This window comes from Brakhagea baltica (assembly GCF_052161605.1).
GTDB lineage: Bacteria > Planctomycetota > Planctomycetia > Pirellulales > Pirellulaceae > JBKCUI01.
In genome coordinates this window covers 401,580-427,103 of the sequence record NZ_CP197409.1, presented here as the reverse complement: position 1 = coordinate 427,103, position 25,524 = coordinate 401,580, and the positions used below count along the sequence as shown (strand labels likewise).

Annotated in this window: 22 protein-coding genes; 6 read left to right on the top strand and 16 right to left on the bottom strand. The window is 49.6% G+C overall.

What is annotated here, in order from left to right; translation table 11 throughout:
- Positions 1-23: 23 nt before the first annotated feature.
- Complete coding sequence (locus tag SH449x_RS01730) at positions 24-887, bottom strand: helix-turn-helix domain-containing protein (protein WP_482379593.1); 864 nt, start codon at positions 885-887, stop codon at positions 24-26.
- Positions 888-1,121: 234 nt separating this feature from the next.
- Here SH449x_RS01730 and SH449x_RS01725 point away from each other — a divergent pair, with 234 nt between their 5' ends.
- The 4 genes from SH449x_RS01725 (at position 1,122) to SH449x_RS01710 (ending at position 5,429) form a co-directional block, all read left to right on the top strand.
- Entirely contained in the window at positions 1,122-2,201 is a 1,080-nt protein-coding gene (locus SH449x_RS01725) for a DUF1559 family PulG-like putative transporter (RefSeq protein ID WP_482379592.1), read from the top strand.
- A gap of 147 nt (positions 2,202-2,348) precedes the next feature.
- Positions 2,349-2,798 carry a transthyretin-like family protein gene (locus SH449x_RS01720; RefSeq protein ID WP_482379591.1) on the top strand — a complete coding sequence of 150 codons (450 nt, stop codon included), beginning with the start codon at positions 2,349-2,351 and terminating at the stop codon, positions 2,796-2,798.
- A gap of 47 nt (positions 2,799-2,845) precedes the next feature.
- Positions 2,846-4,210 carry a hypothetical protein gene (locus SH449x_RS01715; RefSeq protein ID WP_482379590.1) on the top strand — a complete coding sequence of 455 codons (1,365 nt, stop codon included), beginning with the start codon at positions 2,846-2,848 and terminating at the stop codon, positions 4,208-4,210.
- A 67-nt stretch (positions 4,211-4,277) separates the two neighbouring features.
- A complete protein-coding gene (locus SH449x_RS01710) occupies positions 4,278-5,429 on the top strand; it encodes a phosphonoacetaldehyde reductase (RefSeq protein ID WP_482379589.1) in 1,152 nt (383 codons plus the stop codon).
- A gap of 102 nt (positions 5,430-5,531) precedes the next feature.
- Here the strand turns inward: SH449x_RS01710 and phnX are convergent, their stop codons facing one another.
- From phnX to SH449x_RS01640, 14 genes are all read right to left on the bottom strand, one after another.
- Complete coding sequence (gene phnX, locus SH449x_RS01705; protein ID WP_482379588.1) at positions 5,532-6,374, bottom strand: phosphonoacetaldehyde hydrolase; 843 nt, start codon at positions 6,372-6,374, stop codon at positions 5,532-5,534.
- Positions 6,375-6,385: 11 nt separating this feature from the next.
- A complete protein-coding gene (locus SH449x_RS01700; RefSeq protein ID WP_482379587.1) occupies positions 6,386-7,516 on the bottom strand; it encodes a TIGR03364 family FAD-dependent oxidoreductase in 1,131 nt (376 codons plus the stop codon).
- A gap of 253 nt (positions 7,517-7,769) precedes the next feature.
- Entirely contained in the window at positions 7,770-9,812 is a 2,043-nt protein-coding gene (locus SH449x_RS01695) for an ATP-binding protein (protein WP_482379586.1), read from the bottom strand.
- A 7-nt stretch (positions 9,813-9,819) separates the two neighbouring features.
- A complete protein-coding gene (locus SH449x_RS01690; protein ID WP_482379585.1) occupies positions 9,820-10,218 on the bottom strand; it encodes a hypothetical protein in 399 nt (132 codons plus the stop codon).
- Positions 10,219-10,568: 350 nt separating this feature from the next.
- The gene (locus SH449x_RS01685; RefSeq protein WP_482379584.1) at positions 10,569-10,946 is read right to left on the bottom strand and encodes a response regulator; all 378 of its coding nucleotides are present in this window, start codon (positions 10,944-10,946) and stop codon (positions 10,569-10,571) included.
- 52 nt (positions 10,947-10,998) lie between these two features.
- Complete coding sequence (locus SH449x_RS01680) at positions 10,999-11,409, bottom strand: hypothetical protein (RefSeq protein ID WP_482379583.1); 411 nt, start codon at positions 11,407-11,409, stop codon at positions 10,999-11,001.
- A gap of 415 nt (positions 11,410-11,824) precedes the next feature.
- Positions 11,825-12,937 (bottom strand): methyl-accepting chemotaxis protein, encoded by a 1,113-nt coding sequence (locus SH449x_RS01675; protein ID WP_482379582.1) that lies wholly within the window; start codon positions 12,935-12,937, stop codon positions 11,825-11,827.
- Between the two features lie 51 nt (positions 12,938-12,988).
- On the bottom strand, positions 12,989-14,056 hold the full coding sequence (locus SH449x_RS01670; protein WP_482379581.1) for a protein-glutamate methylesterase/protein-glutamine glutaminase: 1,068 nt from the start codon (positions 14,054-14,056) through the stop codon (positions 12,989-12,991).
- Between the two features lie 4 nt (positions 14,057-14,060).
- A complete protein-coding gene (locus SH449x_RS01665) occupies positions 14,061-15,587 on the bottom strand; it encodes a CheR family methyltransferase (protein WP_482379580.1) in 1,527 nt (508 codons plus the stop codon).
- Between the two features lie 89 nt (positions 15,588-15,676).
- The gene (locus tag SH449x_RS01660) at positions 15,677-18,547 is read right to left on the bottom strand and encodes a methyl-accepting chemotaxis protein (protein WP_482379579.1); all 2,871 of its coding nucleotides are present in this window, start codon (positions 18,545-18,547) and stop codon (positions 15,677-15,679) included.
- Positions 18,548-18,592: 45 nt separating this feature from the next.
- Positions 18,593-19,075 (bottom strand): chemotaxis protein CheW, encoded by a 483-nt coding sequence (locus tag SH449x_RS01655; protein ID WP_482379578.1) that lies wholly within the window; start codon positions 19,073-19,075, stop codon positions 18,593-18,595.
- Positions 19,076-19,139: 64 nt separating this feature from the next.
- Positions 19,140-21,269, bottom strand: a complete 2,130-nt coding sequence (locus SH449x_RS01650; protein WP_482379577.1) for a chemotaxis protein CheA — start codon at positions 21,267-21,269, stop codon at positions 19,140-19,142.
- Between the two features lie 41 nt (positions 21,270-21,310).
- Entirely contained in the window at positions 21,311-21,676 is a 366-nt protein-coding gene (locus SH449x_RS01645; protein WP_482379576.1) for a response regulator, read from the bottom strand.
- A gap of 51 nt (positions 21,677-21,727) precedes the next feature.
- Entirely contained in the window at positions 21,728-22,033 is a 306-nt protein-coding gene (locus tag SH449x_RS01640) for a hypothetical protein (RefSeq protein WP_482379575.1), read from the bottom strand.
- Between the two features lie 352 nt (positions 22,034-22,385).
- Between SH449x_RS01640 and SH449x_RS01635 the strand changes: the two genes are divergently transcribed.
- Entirely contained in the window at positions 22,386-23,297 is a 912-nt protein-coding gene (locus tag SH449x_RS01635) for an ArsR/SmtB family transcription factor (RefSeq protein ID WP_482379574.1), read from the top strand.
- Positions 23,298-23,346: 49 nt separating this feature from the next.
- On the top strand, positions 23,347-24,891 hold the full coding sequence (gene ahcY, locus SH449x_RS01630; protein WP_482379573.1) for an adenosylhomocysteinase: 1,545 nt from the start codon (positions 23,347-23,349) through the stop codon (positions 24,889-24,891).
- Between the two features lie 138 nt (positions 24,892-25,029).
- Here ahcY and SH449x_RS01625 read toward each other — a convergent pair whose 3' ends face one another.
- Positions 25,030-25,518 (bottom strand): GNAT family N-acetyltransferase, encoded by a 489-nt coding sequence (locus SH449x_RS01625; protein WP_482379572.1) that lies wholly within the window; start codon positions 25,516-25,518, stop codon positions 25,030-25,032.
- Positions 25,519-25,524 lie beyond the last annotated feature (6 nt).

Genomic DNA, 25,524 nt, shown 5'->3' with positions numbered 1-25,524 from the left:
TGTAGTGAGGATGTGACAGCCAGCTAATTCATCGGCTTTCCGATTTTCTTTCTGCGGAATTGAGACGGAGTTGTTCCAGTGTATTTGCGAAATACGGTGCTGAAGTATTGGCTGGTCGAGTAGCCGCAGCGGATAGCGACTTCGGTTACGGACAATTCCGTATTCCGCAGCATGTCTTGCGTTGCTTCGATACGGATTCGCTGCCAGTAATCATTCGGGCTCATACCAACACACTCCTTGAATACCTCGAAGAGCTTTGCTCGGCAGCAATGGACATGGTTTGCGACTTCATCAACCGTGGACTCTTCAAAAAGCTTTGACTTCATATAGAGAACAGCAGCGTCCACCAAGAAGCGGGGTTCGCTGGGGCAATTGATCTTGAGTTGCTTGGCGATTTCTACAAAGAGTTGACAAAGACGCCCTCGCAAAGTTGCTTCTGCCAAGTAGGTTCCGTGTTGGACTTGTTCCATATCCGTTGGTATATCACGCACCATACTTCGCAAGGCTGAGCCCATTCGACGTGTTTGAATCGTGCCGGCTTGTATTGCGTTCGAGATTGCAAGAAACTCGGTGTGCATGAAGAGATTGGAATGTGTTTCAGGAGCAACTCCAGGATCGAACATGATTCCTAGCAGTTTGCCTGGACTCCGAACATCATTGCTGCCCCTATGTTCCAAATGCGGTGGTGTTACTAGAAAGCAACCACCAGATAGCTCCACTCTAGTGCCGCCCTTAAACTCATAGGACGTCGCCCCATCGGCCAGAAGTATGATCTCATAGCAATCATGCGAGTGCCAACTTATCCTCGAAGCACTATGCGAACGGATAGCCGCCACTCTGCGGATAAAAGAGAGACCGATCTTGTCGCCTGAAATCTGCTGTTCCATTGCAACGTCCCGTCAGTACCTGGTTTTTAACAACAACTTAACACGAAGATTTCATGAATCGTTCAATTTCGTCTACGCTACGCATTCGAACGACACGTCTACACATTTTAGCCATAGTAAGTCACGGTGCGAAGTGATAGACCGGTCCTGATCAAAAATATGGTACGACCCGGAAAGTCGCAAAGCACGCTTTACTTTTCCGGTTTCCTTATTCTCTCTTTCGGCGAGGACGACATGTCTAGACGAATTAGGACTGGCTTTACGCTAGTCGAACTCTTGGTTGTGATTGCAATCATTGGAATTCTTGTTGGGCTATTGCTACCGGCCGTTCAAGCGGCCCGCGAAGCTGCGCGGCGAATGCAATGTTCGAATAACCTCAAGCAGCTTGCACTGGCTTCTCATAATTTTCATGATGCCTTCCGAAAGCTACCCTTCGGGATGCTTAGGCGTGACAATACTGGTTGGGGACATCCCGAATTTGGTGGTGCTGGGCAAGATAGGCGATACGCGCTCATCTATCAACTATGTCCCTATATCGAACAGACTGCCTTTTACCAAAACTGGGATCAGCTGATCTTCAACAACAACCGGATCTCCAACCCGCTTTTTGGTGGTGATGGGACAACGATGGATCCCACCAATGGGACCTCTGCTGTTGGGCAAAGGCTGTCGGGGGCTTTGCGTTGCCCGTCGAACCCGGGCAGTGAATGGAACGAAAGCCACTCAGCCACTGGAAATGGTGTGTACGCGCGAGCCGACTATTTTGCTTGTGCCGGGCAACGAGGCTACCCAGGCTACAATGCTAACCGACCAAGTTTGTGGAACCCCTTCGGACCAGGAGTCGATGTTCCCCGACCTGCAGGTAGCCGGTCCTCCATGTTTGCTTCGAGAGCGAATGGTATCTTTAATCGTAACATTCAGTACGGATTTAAGGATGCAACCGACGGCACCAGCAATACCATCCTGATGGGTGAGCGAGCATACTTTGATCCAATGTTCGATCGTTGTGGCCCTGAAACAGGTCTCTCAACTACCAAAATTGGCAACTGGGGATGGGTCTGGTTTGGTGCAGAAGGAAACGTTTTCTTGGGCACCGGTGTTCCCATCAACTTCAAGATTCGCAACTGTGCTGAATACCAAGATCCACTTAGATACGACGACCGTATCAACGCATTCGGTAGTATGCATACCGGTGGAGCTACCTTTGCCGGTGTCGATGGATCGGTTCGATTTATTTCGGATTCGATTGACTCAATTACCTTCAATGCTCTCGGTACCCGAGCAGGTGGCGAAGTGGCCTCGATGCCAGAATAGCCTCTTTGCTGCCTGATACTGAGAAATCAAAACCGTTGTCTCCATCTTAATCCGAGATTGGAATATATTGCGGTTACTGTATCCTATCGATGCAGTAGCCGCAGCTTTTTGCCATTTCCCCCTCTTTTAACGCTATTCGGTTGCCACATGAAGTCACCAAGTATCACGTCGTTCGTCGCTATTCTTCTTATCGCTACCCTTTGTACCGGTTGCGGCAGCAGCCTCAATACGGAGCAGGTCACCGGCACGATCACGCTAAATGGAAAGCCTCTTGAATTAATCCATGTCGAGTTTTGGTCTACCGAAGGACCTAGGTCTATTGGAAAAACGGACGAGTCAGGAAACTTCTTTCTCGAACTTGACGATCGCACCATGAAAGGGGCTGTCATAGGTACGCACAAAGTTATGCTGCGCGACACCTGGCCCATGAAGGATGACTATCTCAGCGAAAGCGGAGAGTGGGTTGACAAATCCGACGGTAAGCGCCCGCGTATTCATTCAAAGTACTATGATGTGTCCACTACTCCGCTGAGTTTTACGGTAAAGCCGGGAGAGAAGAACCATTATGACATCGAGGCACTCCCCAGGCAGCAGTAGACCAGAATCTGGCTTGCCCCCTACCGACAAACCTTAACAAATTACAGATGGCTGACTCTCAGAAAAGCTCGCTTACGAATCAAGATGTCGATAAAGCGAGTCCACCAAAACGGCTGGCGTCTCTGGATCAATTTCGAGGGTACACGGTCATTGGAATGTTGCTAGTGAACTACTTCGGTGGTTTTCAAGCGTGCCCGCAGGTTCTCAAGCATACCAATGACTACTGCAGCTATGCGGATACCATCATGCCGCATTTCCTATTTGCGGTTGGATTTTCTTTGAGGTTGACCTTTCGACGTCGCTTGACTGCTCAAGGCGGAGCGGCTGCGTATGTCCGCGTTGTGAATCGACTGCTAGGTCTAATTTTGGTCTCGTTAGTCGTCTATTCGGTAAGTCCGCGCGCTGCTAATTGGCAAGAGCTCACCGAGCTTGGTTTTTGGGGAGCCATCGCCGAGCCGCTCAAGCGTCAATGGTTTCAAACCTTGATGCATATCGCGGTCACATCGCTATGGTTACTGCCAGTCATTCACGCGAGACCTTCCATTCGCATCGCATGGATCGTTGGCTCTGGTGCATTGCACGTCCTCTTGTCCTATTGGTTCAATTTTTTGTGGTGCAACACAGCTCCAAACGCTATAGACGGTGGCCCCTTAGGCTTTCTCACCTGGACAATTCCTGCGGGGCTTGGATCCTTGGCATGCGATTGGTTTGCGCCTAGGAAAGGCGAGTCGTCGGGAAATCCGATCTCCTCAGATTCTATTCCGACCGAGCCGACCACCGAGTCGCAAATTTCTGGAGGGAAAGAATCGTCGATTGGAGGCGCTGCCAATTACCGAGATGATGTAATGAGTCCTGTTTTTCTGGGGCTTAGATGGGCCGCTATCCTGATGCTGCTGGGATACTTATTTTCTTGCGGTACTCGGTGCTACGATGTCCTTGAGACGAGCTTCGCAATGCCTAGCAATCCTAAGCTTGCGGAAAATCCGGTTGTTCCGAGTTGGTACGAGTTGACCCAAAAGGCGAATTCTGGGGGTATGCTTTCCTGGTTTGCCGAGCCCCCCTTTATAGCTCCCCCCGGTGAGAAAGAGCGGTTGTGGAACTATTGGATGATGAGCCAGCGAGCCGGCACTTTGTCGTATCTTACCTTTGCGGCCGGTTTTTCCTTGCTCCTTTTTGTCGCTTTTTACGTGGTCTGTGACTTGTGGCAGATACAGTTAGCGTGGTTTAGAACCTTTGGTACGAATGCCTTGCTTGCCTATGTACTTCATGATTTAGTGTCGAGTGCGGTGAAACCTTTCTTCCCGAAGGACTCACCAGCATGGTACGCCTACTCTGGTTTGGCTCTGTTTTGTATCATTACATGGATCTTCGTTCGAGCAGTCGAGAAGCAAGGGGTTTATCTTCGGGTTTGAGATTCCCACTGCTCTTGCACGTTCGTTTCTCGAACGGAATCCTGTAAGTATTCCCTCGGCGACAACCATGAGCAAATTGATCCTTAAGCCTGGTGGGGTTTCCGAGCTACGACAGGCAATAAACTCCATAACGAATCCGCAAAGCAGCTCGCGGGATGCTCCCCTCCGGCTTATGGCGATTATCGATCAGAATGCTTATGAAAATTCTGGCGCAAAGACGATCCTCGAACCAGTGCTGGATCGATACAGCACCCTTCGATTCTCAGGCTTTCAGCCCAATCCAAAGTGGGAGGATGTCTCGCGTGGGATAGAGCTATACCGTCAACAGCCACCGGATATCCTATTGTCAATTGGCGGGGGAACGGCAATTGACCTCGCCAAATTAATCAGTTCCCTTGCATTGGCCCCCAATGCCGAATCGATCATACGAGGACGTTCAGCCATACCGATTCGTACCACGAAGCTCATTGCGATTCCCACTACAGCCGGCACTGGGAGCGAGTCGACCCAGTTCGCTGTCGTTTACCTCGGTCCACAAAAGTACTCACTCGATCACCCAAGCTTGCTTCCAGATCTTGCGTTGGTTGATCCCAATCTTATGAGCAACCTGCCTTGGTCCATCACGGCGGCGACGGGGCTTGATGCCTTGTGCCAAGCGATCGAGTCCGTTTGGTCCGTTGCTGCGAATGACCGTTCGATAGAGTTGGCTTGCGAAGCTATTTCAATTGCCATACAGAATCTCAAGAAAGCAGTTGTCAGTCCCAATCCCGCATTACGATTAGCCATGTGTCGTGCATCGAATTTGGCGGGACAGGCCATCAACATGACACGTACAACGGCTTGTCATGCGTTGTCGTACTGGATCACTTCCCAGTACGGAGTCTCGCATGGAGTTGCGGTCGCATTAACGCTTCCTGCTATGCTGGAGTTCAACTCCCAAGTAGCGGAAACTGACTGCAACGATCCTCGTGGCCCGACGGCAGTGCGCGAGAGAATCGAGCGGATTCTTAAGTCCATGCAGTCGAAGAGCATTGACGAAGCTTGTTCCAAATTCCGACATCTGCAAAGACAAATAGGATGTCCAACATCCATCGCCGAGATCGGGATCACGTCACCGGACGAAATAAATCAAATTGTTCAATCCGTTAACCTGGAGCGATTGTCCAACAACCCGCGCAAGGCAAGCTCATCTGTTCTTAATGATCTGCTTAGCCAATGAGACAGGCTCCCCCAAGGCACGCTTAGTGGAGAGAGAGAGGAATCGGTCGAGAGAGAGGAATTGGTCGAGAAAGAGTGGCATATCGCGTCCTTCTATGGTTCTCTAAACGTGACGTAACCATAAGTCTCGCAATACGCCTACTGATTGCACCACGAGATCGGCTCCGGCGTTGTAGAATTCTTGCTCCGCTTGAAGATGGCGGCGGTGAACCTCCTCAGGATCCAAGAGAGCCAGTTCCTCTAGGCTTATTCCAAACGGGTTGCCAGTAACCGTCACGGCTACTGCATAACAACCCGCCGATTTACCGGCCTGGATGCCTGCCACAGAGTCGTCCACAACGAGCAGATCCTGCATGGGATAAACACCTATTCGTTCGGCGGCCCGGAAGTTTGACCATGGGGCAGGCCGGCCGGCAGCGACCTCATCTGAGCAGACGGTGGCATCTGGCGCATAACCCGCTTCCGAGGCCAAAGGCTCCAGGACATCCATTAACTCACGAGTGTATCCAGTCGTGGATCCGATCTTCAGGTTGCGTGCTCGCGCGAGCTCGACCAGTTGGATGGCACCCGGGATTAATTCTGCATGGCGAGCGAGTACCGTCTTTTGCAGAACCAGAAATCGTCGATAGATTTCTTGGATCTCCTTTTCTTCAACAGGTCGTTGTTGCGCTTCGTGCCACGCCTGAGCAACCCGTGGCATACTCAAAACTTCTCTCAAATGATCAATCTTCGCCTTGCCCATAGGCTGACGGGCCTCCGTCTCCGTGACTTCCACTTGGTACTCAGCGAAAACACTCCGCACGACTTCTACCGGTGCCAAGCTGCCGTGGTCGACCATCGTGCCCGCCCAGTCCAGCAACAAACCACGCAAAGAATGCCAGGGAATCTTCGATGCGGCTAACAATTGCGACTCGGATAGTACGTACGACTCTTGCTCGCTCCTCATATGTTTTCCTCTCAAGTCCATAGATTCCAATTTTCTTCGGCGACGCCGAAGGACAATGTCATACCGGCCCCCCCCAATCCCGTGCAGACATAAACCCCAGGTTCCGGCGATTCCACAACAGCGACTTTGTCGGGTGTCTTGGCATAGATCCCATGCCAGCGACTATCCAATCGCCAATCAGACAAATTTATAATTTTCTGCAACTCTCGAAGGATAAGGTCATCGATCCGTAGGGTATCGAATGGCTCGAGATCGTTCCCGTACTCATGAGAATCCCCTAAGACAACACGCCCCAAATTATCTTGTGATGCCATAACGTGAATCCCGAAATCATCTAACTCCGGTGTTTCTGCGGCAACTCGAGCCTTTAATTGTTCGAGTGAGGGGCAGCATTGAAAACTTTTGTAGTGCCTGAGAGTTAAGCCACTAGCGAGATGGCAGCCAAGCTTCCATGACGAAGCCTGGGGAACCGTTCGAAGCATTTGCAGCTTGCACTTCTTCATCGGCAACTTGTCGAACAATTCCGGATAAAGCGTCTCGAAGTCATGGCCGGAACAAATCACGATTCGGTCAAAACCGTGCTGAATTCTATTGGCGGTTCGGAGTCTATCTGGACCGCACTCTACCACATTGGATCGGTGCTCAAACCGAACATTCCATCGTTGTCTGAGCCAACTTGGAATAGTTCGGATGGCTTCTGTTGGGTTGACACAAAGCTCTAGGTCCGACTCGAGTGCTCCTAGTAAGCCAGTAGGATTGATTGCCGGGGATCGCAGCAATGCCGATTGGTGGTCTAAGAGGCGGAGATGGGGCCCCAGCTCGGTGTTTTGATGGTACGAGAAAAACTCCTGGAGAACAGTCCATTCATCTGCGCGATGTGCAAGGTGCAGGGATCCGCATGGATTCAACCAAATGTTGGCTTGTGACGCGAGGTCCAACCATCGAGTTCGACTCAACATGGCCACTGTGCGGGATTCTTCGGGCTGACCAATCGGCCAGATCATACCGAAATTACGAATCGATGCACCGGTTGCCACCCCCGAGCGTTCAAATACCGTCACGGAATGCCCGCGTTCCGCCGCGGACCAGGCATGGGCCAAACCGACAATTCCTGCACCAACAATCGCAACATTCTCTCGCATGAAAACAAACAATCCCTTTGAATAATCAAGCCATGTAGACAATCAAGCCCTGTAGAAAACAGAGTACGACCCTGGTTGCAAAAAGTCAGACGTCAAGGTCGACCGCAATTCCATGATTGTTGTACCAGAATAATAACAGCCTTTGAAGCGCACGGGCATAATCATTCGGTTAAGATCAAGCCTTCCCATGAACTGGGTGCGTAGGGGGGAAACAGGGCAGGCGGCGAGGGAAGAACGACGCGAAATTGTTGGGTCAGGTCTGCGATTGTGGAACCCGCGATTCACCCAGATTCTCTATCCCAAGTTGTTTTAGCCAAGCGGAAGTGGTAGGAAACATTTCGTTCATCGGGAATTGAAATTCGATCGTGGTCCCCAAGCTGGGAATCGATTCAACATGGATCTGACCGTTGTGCCGACGAGTGGCTTGCCTTACGGCACTCATGCCAACGCCCCTGCCGCTTATTTCTGAGATCGTTTCGGAGGTTGATAGACCATCCACAAACAACGCTTCCACCAAATCCGACTGGGTTGAACAAGGCAAACCTTTTTGGGCTGCCAAGGCTGCGATATGATTCCAATCTATACCGCGACCGTCGTCACGTAATGAAATAATAAATTGATCGTGGCGTAAATCTGTCTTGATTGTCAGCTGACCACGAGCGGGTTTCCCGTGTTGTAGTCGCTCGCCACTTGGTTCGATTCCATGATCGATCGCATTGCGAACCACGTGAAGGAACGATGCCCAAAAATCTCCCCAATACTCCCCATCCGTTTTCAAATGTCCTCCAACGATCGTTACTTCCAAATCCCCTTTACCTAAGCGTTGCGACAGGGCTCGAGCCTGATCCGCTATTCGTAACATGCGGACCTGAGTGTCCTCTAATTGCCACTTTGCGACTCGCTGAATCACCGTTGGGTGTGAGTTGAAGTGGACTAAATCGTTCAATGTCTGTCTATACTCGGATTCTCTGACCGTCACACCTTTTTTCTCTTCGCGAACGAGACGTCTCAAGGACCCCTGTGCCTTGTTCCATAAGTAAAACAGCTGATCCCAGCACGTGTTGTCAGGTAATTCTCCATTGCCCGCGATATAGTCCTCGATCTCATGGCATGCCTGAGCAACTCGATTCAGCCCGAAAACAGCACAATTTCCCTTGAGCGTATGGACGAAACGTTTTGTTACTATTGAATCAGTAACCCTATAATTTCGAAGCGTTTGAACAATGGATTCCGCCTCACGGAAAAAGCTCAAAAGGCCATCCTTATCCTGAACGAGTTGGTTCATGATGACGCTAAGCTCTCGATTCTCGGCTTCGAGTAATTCCCTTTGAACATCCGCGGAGATATCGCTTAGAACCACAAATAGACAGTTCAGTCTTCCATTCTCGTAAATGGCCTGAAAATCGATCGCGATGATTTTGTCATTGATTTTTATCCGCTTTGGTAATTGGTCGATAGCAACCTCGACGGGAAGAATCCCTGCAAAAACGTCATCAAGTCCCAGGCTGAGCCAGTCCGCCGTCTTGGGAGCTTTGGATCGCAAAATATCTGTCAGCTTTTGTCCGGGTACGACCTGCCCTAGTAGTTTCCTGACTGCAAGCGATTGCTCCTCACCAATAACACCTGCTGAATCGATCGTAAAGAAGCCCTGAGAAGCGGCATCGAGCAATCGCCTCATGTCCCGATTCCGATTCGATACCTCGATGGTTCGTTCAGCAACAATCTTTTCCAGTCCCACGACATTGTCAAAAAAACTCCTCGCGATAAAACAAGCAGCAATCGACTCTAGAATCACGAACGCCGCATGCACGGTAACAACCCAGAAGGGGGCTTCGTAATTGAAAACACTATTGGGGAGGATCGCCCATAGAACCGTGTGATGAAAAGCGGCGGTAAAGGCAGCAACGATAATTACCAATGGGTTGGCAAAAACGGCCAGCAGAGCCAACAATACGAAGAAATAGAAATGCATTTCAATTTGGGCAGGACCTTGGCCAAAATGCACTAATAGCCCTCCCATAAACATTGCGGTCACCCCCATAACTAGTGAGGTTGACCGTGGATTTTGCAAGAAGAACAAGGCAGCAAGTGGGCCGATTAACACAAACAAGGTCAGAAAACTGGCGAGCACTGGTCCAGTGTCGTTTGCAGCGGCAAGCAAAACGAAAATCGGTAAATGGGCGACGAAGAACCAGAAAGCGACCTGATTCATGCCTGTCAAATAGCGTCGCTCGAAGGAAGAAACTTCTTGCGGTAGTACAATGTACTTTGAGAGCAATGTAATTACAGCTTGCACAGAGATATCACCAAATTGCGTTATCTATACTAAACATGGATTCCTTTAAACCCAACGGATCTACAAGGTTCTTCAACTGCTGCGACACTGCGCAGCCATAAACGGGAAGCTCATGGACCCTACCATCGCGAACCAAAGTTGATAGACGATCATCTAGCTTTACCTGGCTACCCCGCTTACGGTTCGTGTAACCACCGCAGTATCGAATTTGTCCATCAGCCTCTCTAACGATTAACAGTGGAGCAATCCCCAGTCGATAATCCTCCCAAAGCTCCCGCTCGGAAAGTAAGGTTGCCCCGAAGCCTTTCGATTCAGCAAGTCTCAAAAATGAGGGATCGGCCTGACCGACCAAGACGATATGCTCCTTCGCTGTAGGATTTGGGCCATTCTCGAGGAGTTTATTCAAGACTAGGTTGCTACAACCACAGTTCTGGTACAACACATGGATAGCTAGCCACCTACTTTCTTGATTCTCGATAGGATGCAATCGAGCTAATGTGTTTTCGAGTTTCGTTGTGTCAGGTGATTTGAAGGATGCCCAGTGATCGGCCATTAATATGACGCACACAAAACTTAGCATAGCTCCCCAAACGACAAGCAAACACATAGTCAACCAGGGCAGGAGTCGACCGTTTTGAGAACACAAAGACGAGTAATTAGTAGAGTTTTTTCTCGCAGTCATGTGATCCTACCCAAAAGATATCCCAAAGTAACTTGGCCATGCTTGGTTATTGCTAGTCTAGCCTTTGTGCCGGACTAAGTCGGTTGAATGCCGACAAGTTTCTTAACAGCAGCAACAAGCATGTCCGGTTTGAATGGCTTGACCATCCAGCCCGAAGCTCCAGCAGCTTTGGCCCGACGAATCAGATCAGGCGCCCCGTCTGTCGTCAACATAAGTATTGGTAGTGCTTGGAACTGACCTAGGTTCTTAACTTCCTCGACCATTTCAATGCCATCTTTATTTGGCATCTTAACATCGCAAATGACGCACTGAACATCCCCTTTTTCGATTTCTCGCATGCCACTGATGCCATCATTGGCTTCGACGACCTGAAAACCGCTCTTAAGCAAGATATCACCAACTTGTTGTCGGATAGTTGCGGAATCGTCAACGACTAAAATTTTTGCAGACATTTTTAACCTTTAATTTTCGAGTACTAATTTCTTTGGATTGCAGAAAAACTTTCTAGAACAATTCGACGCTTCCTTCTTCCGCAATCTGATTGTCTTCTGCTTCGACGAAATCGAAATCCTGATTAATTTGAAGATCGATAATCGCAATGAGCTCGTCTTGCTCCCAACTTATTTTGAAATACTGTGGGTTCGCTAGGAATGATGATTCGTTGAGGACCTTGCCTGATACCGACCGCGGGGTCCCCATGTGTGTCGACACACCCATCCGTAGCAAATGGTTCCTCAGTCGTCCAACGATTTGATTGTTTAATTCGCTTAGCCAGTCAATCGGATTAAATCCGTTTCCACCAGGAAGATTTTCGAGTGATCGGTTTGTCGCCAGTAATGCCGCTGCTCCGGTAAACCTTTGGTCACCAAAATCGAGGATTGATGCAGTCCCATCGTAACCGTTTGGCCTCCCCATCGGGTTAACCGAAATCGAGACGTTTGAATAGTATTCAATAACACCGCGAAGAGATTGACAGAATGCATCTTGAATAATAGATGCATTTTCAGTTTGTTTGCACTCACGAGTTTGTATCATAACTGCTCACAGACAAATTACGTGTGTTGGAATGTGTTTCTGGACCGGAATAAATTAATAGATTGAATGTGTTCATTGTCAAAAATCAACCTGTGCAAACTTTCAATGAATGTGTGCATCTGCGGATATCCACACGTACATCGTGACTAATGCGTCTCTGATGATCCAACTCGATGAGTGGGCGAAGGAGCGTAATAGGTAGCTAGTTAGAGCAACTGCCCTCGAAACGACGGGAGAAGCCGCGCACGAACGAAGCAGACCGCCATGCACCCGAGTAAATCGACAAGAGATTGGTTTAAAACAGTTCGACGTCGACTGTTGCCGAAGAGGTGGAGGCGGCATGGCTACCCATCATTGCATTGCGTTCCGATTCCATTGTGTACTGGCCCGCTAGTGATTTTAGAAGCACCTGGCTCCTCGCTTCAGCCTCAGTTTTTAGTTCTGGATCTGAGATCTCCTCAGCTCTTGATCTCATCACCTTCAAGGAATCGACGACGTGGTGAATACGCTGACTAACCCGATCCTGGAATTGGAGCGACATGACCGCCGTTGCAATATTACTTTGCAACTCACGACTTATTTTTTCGGTTTCCACAAGCGAAGCCGTCATGCGATAGTGGTCGCTTTCTATATACTCGAGCAGAGCTTCTGCTTCTTGTTTCGAACTATTGAGTCGTTGTGCGTCGGACTTTGAACGCTCGATTAGATCGCTCGTCGTCGAAGTCACGACACTTGTGAGTTCTGAAAGCAATTCGCGTATCGATCGGCTTGTCTCCGTAGCGTGTTGCGACAATTGTTTCGTTTCGGCTGCAACAACCGCGAAGGCTTTACCTGCGTCCCCGAGTCTTTTAGCTTCAATCTCGCCGTTTAAAGCCACCAGGCGAGATTGAGATGCAATTTTTTCAATATCCCTCAGCACGGATTCAACAACATCCAATCGCTTTTCGACATCTGTCAACCGCTGGGACGCACCGCTCAAGGAGTCGCAGGATTCGCCCATATGCTGAATCAGATTTGTTACAACCTCTTGCATCTCGTGAATTTTATTTTCGGGTTTCTCACCAGCGGTCGTTCCGGCCGTTGAGATCGCTGCTTGTGCCTGCTTTGCCATTCCTTGGAACCCTTGGGAAATGCCTACAATCGAGGTTTCAATATCCTGGTTAACCTCCGAGATTTGTCGTTCTAAGACGGTCATGGTTTGACCAAGCGTCAGCAGTTCGATCTCCGCATCTTTGTTCGTCGAGGCGTCATTGACGCGCGAAGAAGTTGGCTTTTCCAGCGTAGTTTGCTCGTCAGTTCGCTGGTAATCTTTGTTTAGACTTGGTGACGTTGAGTTCGAGAGATTCAGTAAGTTATTGCCAAGGCAAATGAAACCTGATCCCAGTTTCGCAATCAAATACAATAGCATCTCTATAAATCCCGTAGTTTACTGGTATTTGCACCGTAAAGAGTGTTGTTTTTATTTCGTGAGAATTTTGCATTTTGCGGCTTCGAGGGCAGCCTTAGCGATCTTCTTCAAGGGCAGTATTTCATCCACGGCACCGCGGGCGATTGCTTCCTTTGGCATGCCGAAGACAACGCATGATGCCTCGTCCTGTGCAATCGTGTGCGCCCCGTGTTTTCGCATTTCCAGCAATCCTAGCGCACCATCAGATCCCATACCGGTAAGGATAACCCCGACGGCATTCGTCCCCAGAACCGTAGCACAGGCGCTAAACATTACATCAACGCTCGGTCTATGCCTGTTGACCGGTGGATCGGAATAGACTTTTACTGCATATGTCGCTCCACTCCTGTAGACCGTCATGTGATAGTTTCCTGGTGCGAGCAGAACGTGACCAGGCAAAATTCGGTCTCCATCCTCCGCTTCTTTCACACGAACCTTGCAGTGTCGATCGAGTCGTTCCGAGAAGGATTTCGTAAAGCCCTCTGGCATATGAATTACTGCAACGGTACCGGGGGAATCAGAGGGGAAATCTACAAGCAAATCCATCAATGCTTCGGTTCCACCGGTTGAGGCTCCGATGGCAATCACTTTATGAGTACTGGTGATCAAGGCTCCGTTGAGCGAAGGTTTTGGCCCTTCGTAAACGGGTCTCGAGGTTGTAGCCGATTTTCTTGTTACACGACTTTGTGCAGCGCCCTTGATTTTTTCTATTATTTCCCTCGCTATAGAATCCATCCCGGTTTCCACGTCGAGCTTGGGCTTGGTAATAAAATCTACAGCTCCGAGTTCGAGTGCCCGCATTGTGGTCTGGCAGCCTTTTTCCGTAAGTGATGAAAGCATAACCACAGGCATGGGCCTGCCGACCATGAGTTTCTCCAGAAAGGACAGCCCATCCATTCGAGGCATTTCGACATCTAAAGTGAGAACGTCGATTTCCTGCTTTAGGATTTTCTCTCGGGCGACATAGGGATCTGACGCAGTTCCCACTACCTCAATCTGATTATCTGACTTAAGGATATCGGTGATTAGTTGTCGCATCAGAGCTGAATCATCGACGACGAGTACTCGAATCTTCTTCATGGCGTCAGATTTCCTGGAATATTGTAATAGATTCGCTTGCGGCCATACTCTGCAGCACCACCGGCGCTAGGCGATTCGTTTCGCTCTCAACTGCGATCGATTCGTTTCGATCGAGAACTCGTACCAATGCTCTGAAACTTTTGGTATGAAACTGTACACTCATTCCCATTCCTTGGCTTGTGTAGCTGCTTTTCACAGGTATCCCTTCCGTTTGCAGAAATTCGTGGGCAAAGCGAATGTTTTCTTGCGCGATACTGGAGAATGAGTTCCGAAGAGCGTTGCAGCCACCAAATACTTTTGCGCACAGCCGTCTCCTGTCAGCACCTCGCTTCATCAACGAATTTATTAGGAGCTCGATTGCATGCACACCGAACCGCTGACAAACCACCGACTCGTCACGAGGGGCAGGCAGCATGAAATGGTTCATACCACCAATACCCTTCATTTCATCGTAAAGGCAGACGGAAACACATGAGCCCAGTAAGGTTGATATCCAAACCGGGGATTCGCTCACGTAGACCTCCCCAATAATGATTGCGTGAACCGGGTCCCGAGAGCTTTTATCGAGAGGTGCAAGCGATCGCGAAATTTTCGGGTGATCGCCACATTCAACCTGATCAACGGGGCTTCTTGGTGTTTGCGTTCTAATGGGAGGCAAACGCGTTGTTATCGAACTGCTGGTTGCAGATGTCTTCTTGTAGATGGTGTCTCCCATGAGTGCAAACTGGTCCGACAATCCGAAAATCGATTCAGAATGACCAATAAATAACAATCCGTCCTGTTTCAAATAGTCTCCGAAATGGTTGATGATTTTCGATTGAGCGGCAGAATCAAAGTAGATCATCACATTTCGACAGAAAATCATATCGAATGCGGTATGAATAGGCCACTTTGAATCGTGTAGGTTTATCTTCCGAAAGGTTAGTAGATCTCGAAGTGCTGATTTTACAACGAAATTCCCGTCGGTTAACTGCGTGGGGCGCTCAAAATAGCGTTTCAATAACTCAGATGGTAGTTCGCTAACTCGCTCAGGTTGGTATGTTCCTTCCTCGGCAGCACTAAGCACCTCGGTGTCTATATCGGAAGCCAGAATCTTTATATCCCAACCGTGTGCCGCCCCAAAGTATTCGCGTACAGCCATGGCGATGGTGTAGGGTTCTTCGCCGGTTGATGATGCTGAGCACCAAATGCGAAGCCTTTTTTCGCCGGTTTTCTCCGCTCGCTTCACAACCTCAGGGAAAGCTGTCCTAGCCAAATATTCAAAGTGATGAGGTTCTCGAAAAAAATCCGTTTTGTTCGTCGTCATCACGTTAATGAAATGTGTGACCTCCTCTGTGTTAGAAGGATCTTGCAGATAGTCCAGATACGCTCGATAGGAATCTATTTCGAGCTTTCGCATTCGTTTGTTCAACCGCCCTTGAACCATCACCTGTTTGTAGTCGGTCAATGCGATTCCAGCGAATTGATAGATCAACGACTTTACGGTTTGATATTCTTTTGACGTAAGAGATCGATCCTGCAATGCCGTCATAACAACCCTGTCTACGCTGTGCGATAGATTGTTCGCGTTCTAGCTCTGACGACTTAGAACGCGAACTAAATTTGATTAACAAACAAGTTTTAGAATTCTAACGTTGCATTGTTCTGACCCGTTGACAGATCAAACGTTGGAACAAAACGCGAGCCTCTTTCGCTTGCTTGCGATCTTTGATGAGAATTGGAGGTCGAACTTCTGTGTGCAGACTTTCGCTTAGATTCGTCATCTCTAGCATCTACTTTGCCCAGATTGAAGCGTCGAACAAGATCGGAAAGTTGAACCGAGTGCGACAGCAACGAATCAGCGGTACCGGACATCTCCTCCGTTTGCGAAGCATTGCCTTGAGTAACACGATCCATTTGCGCCACTGCCCGATTGACTTGTTCGACGCCTGCCAATTGCTCCTTTGAAGCCGCCGCGATCTCGGATACGATATCCGTCACGCGTTTGACTGAGTTCACGATCTCGCTAAGTGTCTCACCGGATTTGTTAACCAGGTCCGCACCGTTTTTGACTTTGCCGACTGAGTCTTGGATAAGGGTCTTAATCTCCTTCGCGGCACTAGCACTTCGTTGGGCCAGATTACGAACTTCTGCAGCCACGACTGCAAAGCCTCTCCCCTGTTCACCTGCTCTCGCAGCTTCAACAGCTGCGTTTAGAGCAAGAAGGTTTGTTTGGAAAGCGATTTCATCAATAGTCGTTATGATGTCCGCAATCTTTTTCGAGGACTCGTTAATCTCGTCCATCGCACGAACTGCTTCGCTGACCACGCTGCCTCCCTTTTCTGCGACATCTCGAGAACCGTTGGCGAGCTGTCTCGCTTGTTGCGCATTGTCCGTGTTCTGCTTAACAGTTGAAGTGATCTCCTCGAGGCTCGAAGCTGTTTCTTCTAGACTTGAAGCTTGCGTCTGTGCGCCAGCGGCAATCTCACGCGATGCGCCAGTAAGTTGCTCAGCCGCTGTGGATACTGTTCCAGCGACATCGCGAACCTCGGAAAGGGCATCACGAATGGATTTGACGGCCTGATTCAATGCCGTACCTACCTTTCCGATTGCATCATCACCGAGGTCTGGTACTTGAATATCAAAGTTCCCCTCAGCGACTGCACTAACGATCTCTAGAACGACTGAAACCTTCCTAGATTGTTCTTCAGCCATATGACGTTCGCGGTCTGCTCTTTCTTGCTCGGCGATCTCGGCCGTTTGCTTGCTCTTGAAGAATTGAGTGAGCCCCTCTCCTAGTTTACCAATGACATCGTCACCACTCACTGTCAGTGGCTGGGAGTAATCCCGTTCTGCAACTTTCTCAGCAACGGTCAGAATCTCGGTAACTTTTCGTTGCATCTCCTCTGCGGCTAACGCATCGAGCTTTGCCTTCTCTGCAACTCGGAACTCCATCTGTTTCGAGGCAGTAATATCTGTCGCATACTTAACGACCTTGTAAGGCTTTCCGTTTAGATCAAAGATTGGATTGTATGACGCTTGAATCCAAACCTCACGTCCACCTTTGGCCAATCGCTTGTACTGTCCTAAGAAAAACTTACCCGCCTTGAGATCGTCCCAAAACGACTTGTACTCATGGCTGTTTGCGAACTCCGGTTCGACAAAGATGCGATGATGCTTTCCTTTAATCTCATCAGCTGAGTAGCCAACCGTTGCAAGGAAATTCTCATTCGCGTTTCGAATGTTTCCGTCGAGATCGAACTCGATTGTGGCCTGGGACTTATTGATTGATTCCAATTGTCCTTCGTAGTCTGCGTTCTTCTCGCATTGTTGCGTAACGTCGGTGCCGATCATGACGATCTTTGTCACGCGACCTGTTTCGTCTCGAACAGGGGAGTAAACTGCTTGAAACCAAACATCGCGACCTGCCTTGCTGAGGTTCTGGAAGAGTTCCGATCGCACGTCACCGCTAGCCAATCCTCGCCAAAAATCGTCATACTCTCTCGATTTCGATCTTTCTGCGGAGATTAGAACTCGATGGTGCTTTCCATTTAACTCTTCGCAGGAATATCCTGTGCTTGCCTCGAACAAGCTGTTAGTTTTTATAATTTCGCCAGTCGGAGTGAACTCGGCGTAGCAGAACGTGTTGTCGATTGCATTAAGAATCCCTTTAGCGTTTTGTCGTTCGATTTCGGATTCGGTAATGTCGTAGCGGACGCCAATGTATTTGCGTGGCTTTCCGTTAGCCCCAAGGACAGGTGCGATGACCGCATCAACATAGTATGGTGTACCATCCTTTGCTCGGTTTTTGATTATTCCACGGAATGGCTTTCCTTTACCAATCGTTCCCCACAACTGCTTAAAGACTTCCTTTGGCATATCGGGGTGTCGAGTAGTATTGTGGGGAGCCCCAATCAGCTCTTCTCGGCTATACTTCGATACCTCGATAAATTTTTCGTTAATCGTGAGAATGTCACCTCGCAAATCTGCCTCGGAAACGATACTTGTCATATTGACGACATTTTGGACTACGCGGAGATCTTCCACTTCGGCCATTAGTTTTCGATGGTCCGTTGCGTCCGAAACAAATTCCGCGATCCGGATTATCTCCCCCTTTACGTTAAGGAGCGGATAAAAAGTTCCAGAGACTGGAACCTGCGAACCGTCCTTTTTTTGCAACGTATAATTTAAGTTGCGGGTTTGATTTTTAGCCAGAGACTCCCACAGTTCCTTATAGTCCGAGGCATTTGCAGAGTTCGAATCGATCAGATCACGATGCGTTTTACCTTGAATCTCGTTCCAATCGAAACCGACTAGTTTCAGGTAGTTCGCATTAACCTCGAGCAACTTACCATCCGGACTATATTCCGCGATAGCTTGAACGTTTGAAAGCGCTTGGATCTTTGCATCAGAGGCGGACCAAGCCTTCGCTGGTGCCGTTCGGCGCGTGGAGGCGGAACTCTTAGTGGATGAGGATTTGGTTAGCGATTTTGCGGTTGATTTGGAGGCCATTTTGATTTCCTAATGAAGAAAAATTTAGATGTTGTTAGTGATTAATTAGAAGTTGGCAGATTGGGCCTGATCACCCAATAGCCTTTCGATATCAAGGAGTGTTACCAGACGTTCACCGGATTTAGCCAATCCGCTGATGAACGATGTATCAATCGCCCCGAGGTCCGGTGTTGCCTCAATCGCATTGGACTCGACGTTGAGAACGTCCGAAACCGCATCAACAACCAATCCCATTATTCGCGATCCGACGTTTACAACGATGATAACCGTAAACTGGTTGTATTGAGTCGTTGTCATATCGAAACGAATCCGGAGGTCTACGATCGGTACGATGGTACCGCGTAGGTTCATCACCCCCTTTATGCAAGCAGGCATGTTGGGAATTGGTGTCACCCGCGTGAAATTCTTGATTTCCTGTACTCTCAGGATCTCAAGCCCAAACTCCTGATCGTCAAGTGTAAAGGTAAGGAACTGTTGTATGTCGCCCCCAGACGAAATCGAGGGTTCATTTTCGATGGCAATGCTCAAGATTATCTCCAATACGTTCTATAGGTTTCATTGAATTGCAAGTGATGATTGTTTGACACACTTATCATGCCACCTCCTCAGTCGTTCCGAAGTCTTTTGGGTGATCTAAATGCCTCGCTTCTTGGCCATTGACATTCGATACTCCGTATACATCCAGGATAAGTGCGACACGTCCGTCACCAAGAATCGTAGCGCCTGCAACACCGGGCACTTTTCTAAAGTTGGTCTCGAGATTTTTTATGACCACTTGCTGCTGCCCCAGTAGCTCATCAACGCATAATGCGAAACGACGCCCTTGATCCTCGACGATCACTAAGAGGCTTTGGTCGCGTGACGAATCTGCGTCATGAATTCCAAGCCGATCATGCAAGCGAACCAGGGGAACAATTTCCCCTCGCAACTGTATGACCTCTCCGACGCTGACGATCTGCTTGATCTCGTTAGGCTGTACGCAGATCGATTCGATGACCGACAACAGTGGAATCACAAATACTTCACTTGATAGGCGAATCAAGAGGCCATCTAGAATAGCAAGGGTTAATGGGAGACGCACCGAGAGAACGGAGCCTTTGCCCTCTTCGGATCGAATGCTGACACTACCCTGCAAGGCCTCGACGTTTCTTCGAACAACATCCATTCCAACACCGCGTCCCGAAACATCTGTCACGGTGTCGGCAGTTGAGAATCCTGGTTGGAAAATCAAACCACAGATCTCATTGTCCGAAAGATTGGCATCCGGAGGGACGACACCCCTTTCGATTGCTTTCTCGAGTATCTTTTTGCGATTCAGTCCGCGACCATCGTCTCTCAGCTCGATATAGACATTCCCTCCTTGTTGGAACGCCCGCAGATTGACCGTACCTGTTTCTGGCTTTCCGGACAGTATTCGATCTTCTGGGCTCTCGATGCCATGATCAGCAGCATTCCGTACCATGTGTACCAGCGGATCGCTAATTTGGTCAACAACCGTTTTATCGAGTTCCGTCTCATCCCCCTCAGTCGTGAACTCAATTTTTTTGTTCAGCTTTTTGGCTACATCTCGAATCACCCGGTTCATCTTCTGGAAGGTCGCTGCGATCGGAACCATACGCAACCCTAAACTCATCTCTTGCAGATCGCGCACGATCTTGCCAAGCGCAGCGAGAGACTCCAAGGATCGTCCCCCCGTCACTTGGTTTACCTCCTGCTCGACCATTGATGCACCAATGACCAGCTCTCCAATTTGATTGATGAGTTCATCCAAACGTTCACGGTCAACCCTAACCGTTTCCAACTCCCCATTTGATCTGGTCGGGAGCGTCTTACTGTCCGCTCTGACATCTTTAGCCTTACCCGCAGAAGCCGCGGAGACGACATCTCGACCGGATGGAGATTCTGTCGCGGGAGCTGCACCGGCAGGAGATGGAGTCTCAGTGAATTCAGCCTTGTCGTCTTCAGCAGTCTCCTTGTTGGGACCGTTTGATATTGGCTCGATTTGATAGCTACTGTCTGAATCGAGAAACATAAACACATCCCGAATCTGTTCCTCGGGCACAGCTGTCTCAAGCTCGATGACCCAGCGCAGATAACATCGTTCTGGATCAAGATCAGAAAGTGGTGGCAATTGCGATTGATCGAGGATAATCCTGCAATGTTGGCTTAACTCATTCAGTTCTCGCAATAACAACAGTGGATCTTGTCCAAAGTGAAAAAACTCGGGGCTAGGGTTCAAGCTGACCCTGTAGCAGATCACGCCGCTACCGCCCTCGGAGCCTTGATTTTGATTCAAATAATTATCTTTTACGGAGATGGGGGCAGGTGTAGAGACGGTAGATCCATTGACTCGCTGCAGTTCTTCAAATACTTGTTCTAGATTTTCAGGTAAGGGAGCTCCATCCTTAGCGTTAGCCACCAAGCCGTAGATGATATCGACACTGCTAAGCAGCAGTTCAATTAGTTCAGGGGTTGTATTAAGCTCGCCGTCCCTCGCCTTTTCGAGAAGATTCTCGAGAACATGAGTGAACTTTCCAACTTCATCTATACCAAATGTAGTACTAGCCCCTTTGATGCTATGGGCTGCACGAAACACTGTGTTAAGGAGCTCTACGTCGCCAGGTTGGCTTTCCAATTGCAGGAGTGCCCCCTCCATGTGCTGAAGATGCTCGTCGGCCTCTACGTAGAACGCTGCGCGAAATTGGCTTAAGTCAATTTGCATTATCGATTCCCTTTGTCCGAATTGTTATTTGTCGGATACGTTTACCGCACAATCTTCTTTACGATTGTGAGCAATTGATCGGGATTGAACGGCTTTACCATCCAGCCGGTAGCACCAGCCTGTTTGCCTTCTTGTTTTTTGCTGTCTTGGGATTCTGTCGTCAATAGTAGAATAGGCGTGAACTTAAATCCGGGTCTTGCTCTTAACTCTTTTACCAGAGTGATGCCGTCCATAACGGGCATATTCAAATCGGTAACGACCAAATCTACATTTTTGTTCTCACTTGCTTTTAATGCTTCTGCACCATTTGTGCCTTCGATAGTGTCGAAACCAGCCGACTGCAGCGTAAAGGTTACCATTTGACGCATCGAAGCTGAATCGTCAACAACAAGAGCCGTCTTACTCAAGATAATACCCCTTAATAGAACCGATTGTACTTATAGGAAAGTGATGGAATACTATAAAGCCGAACTAGATATCGCTTCTGCGCCAGCTAGTTTCAACCATGCAGAAAGATCAGCGGAATCGCCTATCTCAAACTTCAATGACTCTCCGAGATCGCGTTTGGCGGCCAGCAATAACTGGATGGTAGACGCGTCTATGCTGTCGACGTCTGCGAGCCTAATCACGAGCGGCGTTGGTTCGGAACATAAGCGCAACAATTCCGCATGTAGAGAAACAGCGGTTCGAATGCCTTGCCCACCACGTATGTCACCAGTTCTTGTCGATCGGATTGCGTCATTGACTGCACTTTCTCCGAACATGAACGACCTCCCCATTCGAGTCCCAAATAATCAGATTCCTCGTTTGACTGGACACAGGGGGGCAAGGCTCTGAAAGCGAGTGATCCAGTCGTCATCCGACGTGGGAACTCTAGGACATGGTTAAACTTTAACGGCAAAAAAATGGGAATTTTCGGTTTTTTTGTTTCTTGGCGACAGGAAAGTGCGAGTAGCCACAGCCATCTGCATTGCCTGAGATTTGCCGCTTCGGAATGGAAAGTTACTAAGGATGCTCGAAAAAATCGTCAAAAAACCCCACATCTGTTATCTTGGCATCCGGATAGGCGGATGATATAGTGAAGGGATGGTTCAGACGCCACCTATGATCAACTGGATGCAAAGCTTATCGGACCCAATCCGGGCTCGGCTGCTTCGTATATTGGACCGATCGGAGATGACGGTGGCTGAGTTGTGCCTTGTGCTGCAACTGCCCCAAAGCACGGTCAGCCGACATCTAAAGGTTCTCAGCGATGAGGCCTGGGTGACTTCGCGGCGGGAGGGGTGTAGCAATTTGTACCGAATGCGTGCCAGGGAGGTCGACCCGGCGCAGCGTCGGCTTTGGGAGGTCGTCAGTGGAGAATGTGTACATCGACCGACGGCAGACCAGGACGAAGCGCGTCTGGAGCAAGTGCTCGAATCTCGGCAAAGCCGTTCCCAAACTTTTTTCTCGACTTCGGCTGAGAAATGGGATCGGCTGCGGAGTGAGTTGTTCGGCTACAGGATGGACGTTTGGATGTTATGCGCGACTTTGAGCCCTGACTCGATAGTTGGGGATCTGGGTTGCGGTACTGGGGTGTTGTCCCAAACGATAGCACCGTGGGTTGCTAAGGTTTATGCGGTCGATTCGTCGACCGCGATGATTCAGGCGGCTCGTAAGCGACTGAAAGATCGTGGCAATGTTGAGGTTCGAAAAGGGGAGCTAACGAGTTTGCCCCTTGAGGACGAACAACTGAGCGTTGCGTTGATGTCATTGGTGCTTCCCTACGTGCCAACACCCCAACACGTTTTCGATCAAATTCACAGAGTCACCCGCAACGGCGGGAGACTTGTGATGTTGGATATGGTTCCCCATGACAGATCGGAGTACCGAGAGTCGATGGGGCACATGTGGCAAGGGTTTTCCGAGTCACAAATATGCAGTTGGCTCCAACAAGCCAACTGGAAAGATATTAGATACGAATTGGTTCCTCCCGAACCTGAAGCAAAGGGTACGGGGTTATTCGTGGCATCGGCTGTTCGCAACTGAGGCTGGAACATCGAAAGACTTTTGTTGATTTCACTTTAGGAGTAGAGAGATGAGTACGGTAGCTAAGTCCACTAAGAGCGTTTCGGTTTCGGCAGATCCGAATCGCTTGCCATTCAAAGTCAAGGCCTTCGATTTGCTGGCTGCCGGAAACCGCAGCGAAGCACAAGAGCTGACAGATTTGGGTCGCAAGGAGATTCAACTCGCTGAGGACGAGATGCCTGGCTTGATGGCGCTTCGTGAGCGATATGGTTCGACCAAGCCGCTGGCAGGGGCCAAAATCATGGGCTCGCTACACATGACGGTACAAACAGCCGTTCTTATCGAGACCTTGGTGGATCTCGGAGCTGATGTTCGCTGGGTAAGCTGTAACATTTTCTCAACCCAAGACACCGCCGCCGCTGCGGTTGTTGTCGGACGAGGCGGCTCGCTTGACAACCCGATCGGCACACCTGTGTTCGCATGGAAGGGTGAAACCCTCCCCGAGTATTGGTGGTGCACCGTCGAAGCGTTAGTATGGCCGGACGGAAGCGGTCCAGACATGATCGTTGACGATGGCGGCGACGCGACCATGCTGATCCACCTCGGGACCAAGTACGAAGCGGCCGGAGAAGTACCGGACTTCAATCCGGACAAGGAGCCAGCTGAGTGGGGCGTTATTCTGGATACACTCCGCAAGGAATTGGTTGTCAATCCTGGCCGATACACCGAGATGGGTAAACATTGCATTGGGGTTTCCGAAGAAACCACTACGGGAGTGAAGCGACTCTACGAAATGGCGAAGACCGGCGAACTCCTATTCCCAGCGATCAACGTCAATGACTCTGTGACCAAGAGCAAGTTCGACAATTTGTACGGCTGCCGACATTCGTTGATCGACGGTTTGAACCGAGCTTCGGATGTGATGCTCGCCGGGAAGGTCGCTGTCGTTTGCGGATTCGGTGACGTGGGCAAGGGTTGCTGCCAATCCCTTCGCGGACAAGGCTGCCGTGTCATCGTGACCGAGATCGATCCGATTTGTGCTTTGCAAGCCGTCATGGAAGGCTATGAAGTCAAGACTCTTGAGGACTTCGTCGAAACTGCTGACATTTTCGTGACCGCCACAGGCAACTACGACATCATCACGGCTGATCACATGGCCAAGATGAAGGACAAGGCCATCGTATGCAACATCGGACACTTCGACAACGAAATCGACATGGCCGGATTGGAAAAGCTCCAAGCAAGCGGACGAGTCGAGCGTCGGAACATCAAGGCTCAGTTTGATCAATGGTACTTCCACGACACCAAGCGAAGCATCTTGGTCTTGGCCGAAGGTCGTTTGATGAACCTGGGTTGTGCGACCGGCCACCCAAGCTTCGTCATGAGCACCAGCTTCACCAACCAAGTTCTCGCACAATTGGAAATTTGGAACGAACGAAAGAACGGAACGTTCAAGAAGCAAGTCTACACACTTCCTAAGCATCTCGACGAAGAAGTAGCACGCCTCCACTTGGGCAAACTCGGAGTCAAGCTGACGACACTCTCCAAGGCACAAGCCGACTACATCTCGGTGGATGTCAACGGACCGTACAAGTCGGATAGCTACCGATACTAACGGCTGCCGATCTGCTGATTGGCAACAGGCCTACTTCGCTCTCCCCAAACGTTGTTTGTGGAGAGGCAGCCCGCGATAGCGTGGCTGGGGAGAGTTGAAAAGCATCGTAAACGCTGGGCTAATTCGCTCAGCGTTTTTTTATGACCCATCCCGAAAAACACGATACAAATCGGTCGGAACGCCATGCAGAGTAATCCGACAATCGAGGCGGAAGCCCAGCTTTTCAGCGATGTATCGGGACGGAGCATTATCAGGAGTAATGGTCGCTGTAATTTGATCGAGCAGTAACGTCCGAAACGCGTAGTCCTTGAGGCTTGACGCGAGTTCCCACCCGTAGCCTTTGCCCCAGGCCGATTTTCTTAGGCGGTAGGTGATATCAACCAGCGGTTCGTCGTTCCAGGTCCAGGGTGTCAGACCTCCCATGCCGATTAGTTCGTGGGTTTCGCGGATTTGTACTGCATACTTCCCCCTTTGGGTTCGGATCCAGGTTGCCGCTGCATCGACATTCGGTTGTCGATAATCCGTTATCAGATAGGCCATGAACCCCGAGTCTTTGGTGAGGGAGAAAAAGCTTTCGGCATCTGTCGCTTCCCAGGCTCGGATGGTTAGTCTTTCCGTTTCAATCATGTTTCC

Excerpts from the sequence above, each read along its gene's own strand:
- SH449x_RS01730 (WP_482379593.1), bottom strand. The coding sequence starts at position 887 with ATGGAACAGCAGATTTCAGGCGACAAGATCGGTCTCTCTTTTATCCGC.
- SH449x_RS01725 (WP_482379592.1), top strand. The coding sequence starts at position 1,122 with ATGTCTAGACGAATTAGGACTGGCTTTACGCTAGTCGAACTCTTGGTT.
- SH449x_RS01720 (WP_482379591.1), top strand. The coding sequence starts at position 2,349 with ATGAAGTCACCAAGTATCACGTCGTTCGTCGCTATTCTTCTTATCGCT.
- SH449x_RS01715 (WP_482379590.1), top strand. The coding sequence starts at position 2,846 with ATGGCTGACTCTCAGAAAAGCTCGCTTACGAATCAAGATGTCGATAAA.
- SH449x_RS01710 (WP_482379589.1), top strand. The coding sequence starts at position 4,278 with ATGAGCAAATTGATCCTTAAGCCTGGTGGGGTTTCCGAGCTACGACAG.
- phnX (WP_482379588.1), bottom strand. The coding sequence starts at position 6,374 with ATGAGGAGCGAGCAAGAGTCGTACGTACTATCCGAGTCGCAATTGTTA.
- SH449x_RS01700 (WP_482379587.1), bottom strand. The coding sequence starts at position 7,516 with ATGCGAGAGAATGTTGCGATTGTTGGTGCAGGAATTGTCGGTTTGGCC.
- SH449x_RS01685 (WP_482379584.1), bottom strand. The coding sequence starts at position 10,946 with ATGTCTGCAAAAATTTTAGTCGTTGACGATTCCGCAACTATCCGACAA.
- SH449x_RS01680 (WP_482379583.1), bottom strand. The coding sequence starts at position 11,409 with ATGGGGAGGCCAAACGGTTACGATGGGACTGCATCAATCCTCGATTTT.
- SH449x_RS01675 (WP_482379582.1), bottom strand. The coding sequence starts at position 12,937 with ATGCTATTGTATTTGATTGCGAAACTGGGATCAGGTTTCATTTGCCTT.
- SH449x_RS01670 (WP_482379581.1), bottom strand. The coding sequence starts at position 14,056 with ATGAAGAAGATTCGAGTACTCGTCGTCGATGATTCAGCTCTGATGCGA.
- SH449x_RS01665 (WP_482379580.1), bottom strand. The coding sequence starts at position 15,587 with ATGACGGCATTGCAGGATCGATCTCTTACGTCAAAAGAATATCAAACC.
- SH449x_RS01660 (WP_482379579.1), bottom strand. The coding sequence starts at position 18,547 with ATGGCCTCCAAATCAACCGCAAAATCGCTAACCAAATCCTCATCCACT.
- SH449x_RS01650 (WP_482379577.1), bottom strand. The coding sequence starts at position 21,269 with ATGCAAATTGACTTAAGCCAATTTCGCGCAGCGTTCTACGTAGAGGCC.
- SH449x_RS01640 (WP_482379575.1), bottom strand. The coding sequence starts at position 22,033 with ATGTTCGGAGAAAGTGCAGTCAATGACGCAATCCGATCGACAAGAACT.
- SH449x_RS01635 (WP_482379574.1), top strand. The coding sequence starts at position 22,386 with ATGCAAAGCTTATCGGACCCAATCCGGGCTCGGCTGCTTCGTATATTG.
- ahcY (WP_482379573.1), top strand. The coding sequence starts at position 23,347 with ATGAGTACGGTAGCTAAGTCCACTAAGAGCGTTTCGGTTTCGGCAGAT.
- SH449x_RS01625 (WP_482379572.1), bottom strand. The coding sequence starts at position 25,518 with ATGATTGAAACGGAAAGACTAACCATCCGAGCCTGGGAAGCGACAGAT.